At 66.5% G+C, this 2,975-nt stretch carries 3 protein-coding genes; all 3 read left to right on the plus strand.

Annotation, left to right across the window (positions count from 1 at the left end; all coding sequences use genetic code 11):
- The coding region (locus tag ACFWF3_RS30475) for a Scr1 family TA system antitoxin-like transcriptional regulator (protein ID WP_379317132.1) at positions 1-263 on the plus strand (263 nt) is incomplete at its 5' end.
- A 310-nt stretch (positions 264-573) separates the two neighbouring features.
- Positions 574-1,389: an NAD(P)H-binding protein gene (locus ACFWF3_RS30480; protein ID WP_379317134.1), complete on the plus strand. Its 816-nt coding sequence runs from the start codon at positions 574-576 to the stop codon at positions 1,387-1,389.
- A gap of 872 nt (positions 1,390-2,261) precedes the next feature.
- A partial coding sequence (locus ACFWF3_RS30485) for a DUF4129 domain-containing protein (RefSeq protein WP_379317136.1) occupies positions 2,262-2,975 on the plus strand: 714 nt, incomplete at its 3' end.

Raw genomic sequence — 2,975 nt, forward strand, 5'->3', positions numbered from 1 at the left:
GTCTGTTGTCAGTCTCGGGGTTACCCCGTGTGATGCTTGGAGTCATCCCAGCAGCGGCTCCGATGCCGATGCAATCAACCAACTTCGTGATGTTCGATTCCCGGTTGGTGCTGGTCGAGACCCCTACCGCTGAGCTATCGATTACTCAACCGAGGGAGATCGAGACCTACGCTCGGTTGTTCGCCGAACTGGCCGAGTCCTCGGTAACCGGGGACTCCGCACGTCACATTATTCGCCATGCGATCGACACGCGGTCTGGCTAGACGGGAACTGCCCTGAACCATCACGGGTCGGGGGCGGCTTCTTCCTTGTGGATGATGGTTCCCATCGTGACGAAGCGTTACCCGCTCGAAGTTCATGAGAAGGCCGTCCGTCTGGTCTTGGAACGGACTCGATGAGTTCGAGTGGCGAGGCCGAGGTTTTCCTCCAGTAGGTGGGCCGATCCGTGATCGGTCGGGAGACCGCCGCGGGCTTGCGAACCTGCCTGCGATCCCGCCCGAAATTGCCATGTGCGCCGCTCGGATTTCGTTGGCAGGATCGAGTGGTCCAACGAACCGAGACGGAGGGAAACCGATGACAATCCTGGTTACCGGGGCGACGGCCAATATCGGGCGCATGGTCGTGGATCAGCTGATCGCGCGCGGTGCGACCGACATTCGCGCGCTGACCATCAACCCCACCAAGGCGGCGCTGCCCGCCGGTGTTCAGGTGGCGCGGGGGCATCTGGGGCGACCGGCCGGCTTGCCCGCGGCGTTCGAGGGTGTCGACCGGATGTATCTCGCACCTTCGCCGGACAATGTCACCGAGGTCCTCGAGCTGGCGCGGGCAGCCGGGGTGCGGCACGTCGTGGATCTGTCGGGCGAGCCCGAAAGCTGGTGGGGCAGTGTGTGTAACGCCGTCGAGGGCAGCGGCTTGGCATGGACTCATCTGTGGCCCGCCGACTTCATGGAGAACACCCTGACGTGGTCTCAGCAGATCCGTGACACCGGTGCTGTTCACGAGCCGCACCCCGGCACCACCAGTGCGCCCATCGCCATGAACGACATCGCCGCCGTAGCCGCGACCGCCCTGCTGGAGGACGGTCACCTCGGCCGCGCGCACTCCCTCGCGGGCCCACAGGTCCTCACCCGTGCGAACCTGGTCGCGCACCTCGCCGATGCCCTCGACCGCGAGATCACCTTCCGCACCTCCACCCGCGAGGAGACCATCACCGCGCTGCAACCCACCATGGGCGACAACTCGGCCTGGTATGTCGACAACGTCCTGCTCGATTTCGCCCCGCCGCCGGAATCCCTGCCCACCACCAGTGTCGAAGACATCACCGGCCACCCCGCCACCACGTTCGATCGATGGGCGCACGCGAACGCCGCCCGGTTTCTCGCCGACTGACACACCCCGGGCCGCGGCGGCCATCGGGGAAACCGGTCACGGAAACGATGCGGAGGCGACGGACGGGGTGCACACCGGTCGGGTATCCGATTGCGGCGCTTGGTTTTCCGGGAGGGGGTCCGGTGAGCACTGTCCTTCTCGCCGTACACGACGCTGTGGGTCCCGTGCTCGCACAGGCTCCGACGCCCGAGCCCCCGCCGGAATCCGCGAGATATTTGCAACTCGTGCGCTACCTGTCGTGGCTCGCGCTCCTGCTGGTCCCGGTGCTCGTGATCGTCGTCGTCCTCGTGATCGTGCGGGTGACGCGGTCGCGCCGCACCGAGCCGGGCCGGCACCCGCGCCCGGCACCTCCGCCGGTCGCGGCTCCTCCTGTCGTGGCGCCGCCGAGCTCCGCGACACTGCCGTCGCCGTCGCCACGTCCGCTTCGAGGTGGATGGCATCGGATATCCGATTCGTCGAGCCCCGATCGATCGAGTGCCGTGCCAGACCTTCCGCTCCCGGGGGCGGATGGCTGGCCACCGCCGGACCCGACGGTGTGGGGACGCCCCGAGCAGAGATGATCGCGGCCGAATATTCCTTGCCTCGCGGTAGGAAATGTTGTCGGAGACAAGGAATCCGGGGGCCCTGAGGGAATTCGACCAAATCTTGTGCGGTCGGTTCCCGAGGGCCGGGGGAAATGTCATTATGTGGGCATTTCGGGTGGCATCCAGGGGTTCGGCGGTAGGTCTGTGGGAAAAGTATTGGCGCCAATAGGTCGTCTGGTAGCGGCGGTCGTTCTGATTGTCGCGGCGATTATCGCGCTGCACGGGCGTTTACCTGGGACCGCTGTTCCCAGTGAAACCGGTGGGACTTCGCCGGTCGCTGTCGCGTTGATGCCGGTCTTGCTGCTGGTATCGGTGGTGATCTTGCTCGCGGGCGTCATTGTCAGTCAGCATCGGCTGCCGTTGGCGATGCCTGCGGTCGAACACGGTCTCCGGGTTCGTCTGTCGTTCACGCGGTTCGCGGTGCTGGCCCCGATCGCGCTCAGTACCGTCGCGCTGACGTTCGCGATCGGTAGCACCATGCTGTTCGTCTTGCCCGGCGCACGGCGTCAGCCGACACCGGTGGCCTCGGTGACACCGGCGCAAGCGGGACAGCCCGGTGCGCCCGCCGCTGTCGATGTGCAGGTGGTCGATTCGGCGGTCGACTCGTCGCGTCTGAGCGGGATGGCGTTGCTGGGAGCCGCGGGCCTGGCGATCGTGCTGATCGGCATCGCGGTGGCCGGTCTGGTCGGGGTCACCGTCGCAGGCCGGGCGCCGCTGGTCGACAGCGTGGAACTGACCGAGGAGCAGGTCTCGAATACGGTCGACTCGCTGACCAGGGCCGCCGAGATGGGACTGGCCGCGATGAACGCGCCAGGTCAGGATCCGCGGACCGCGGTGATCGCCTGCTATGTGGCCATGGAGGCCGGGTTGGCCGCGGATCGTGCCGCGGCGCCGTTGATCTCGGATACGCCGAGGGAAGTGCTGGAGCGGGCTTTCGACAGCGGCGTGCTGCACGACGACGGCGCACACGAACTGGTCGCGTTGTTCGAGGAAGCCAGGTTC

This window comes from Nocardia sp. NPDC060220 (assembly GCF_042727815.1).
Classification (GTDB): domain Bacteria; phylum Actinomycetota; class Actinomycetes; order Mycobacteriales; family Mycobacteriaceae; genus Nocardia.

Bases quoted from the DNA above. Each gene is read 5' to 3' on its own strand.
- ACFWF3_RS30480 (WP_379317134.1), top strand. From the start codon at position 574: ATGACAATCCTGGTTACCGGGGCGACGGCCAATATCGGGCGCATGGTC.